The following is a 324-nucleotide window of genomic DNA, read 5'->3' on the forward strand; positions in this document are numbered from 1 at the left end:
CGAAGCCATGAACACGATAGCGAAATCGGCAAGGTCGGCGTGAGAGATAAAGTGCTTGGTGCCGTTGAGCATCCAGTCCGAGCCGTCCTGAACGGCGGTCTCCTTCATGCCGCGCAGGTCGGAGCCGGCGCCGGGCTCGGTCATCGCCAGGCAGTCCCACTTCTCGCCGCGGATGCAGGGGAAGAGGTATTTCTCGCGCTGCTCCGGCGTACCGGCAAGCAGGATGTTGGATGGGCGCGCCACGCAGGTCCAGTGCAGCGCATAATTGGCGCGGCCAAGCTCCTTCTCGTAAAGCAGCCAGCTCACCGTATCGAGGCCCGCCCC

At 64.2% G+C, this 324-nt stretch carries 1 protein-coding gene; it reads right to left on the reverse strand.

Going from position 1 to position 324, the window contains the following annotated elements; genetic code table 11:
• The coding region (locus tag EN808_RS35585) for an acyl-CoA dehydrogenase family protein (protein ID WP_189524256.1) at positions 1 to 324 on the reverse strand (324 nt) is incomplete at both ends.

The sequence above is a fragment of the Mesorhizobium sp. M8A.F.Ca.ET.165.01.1.1 genome (genome assembly GCF_004792065.1).
Lineage (GTDB): Bacteria > Pseudomonadota > Alphaproteobacteria > Rhizobiales > Rhizobiaceae > Mesorhizobium.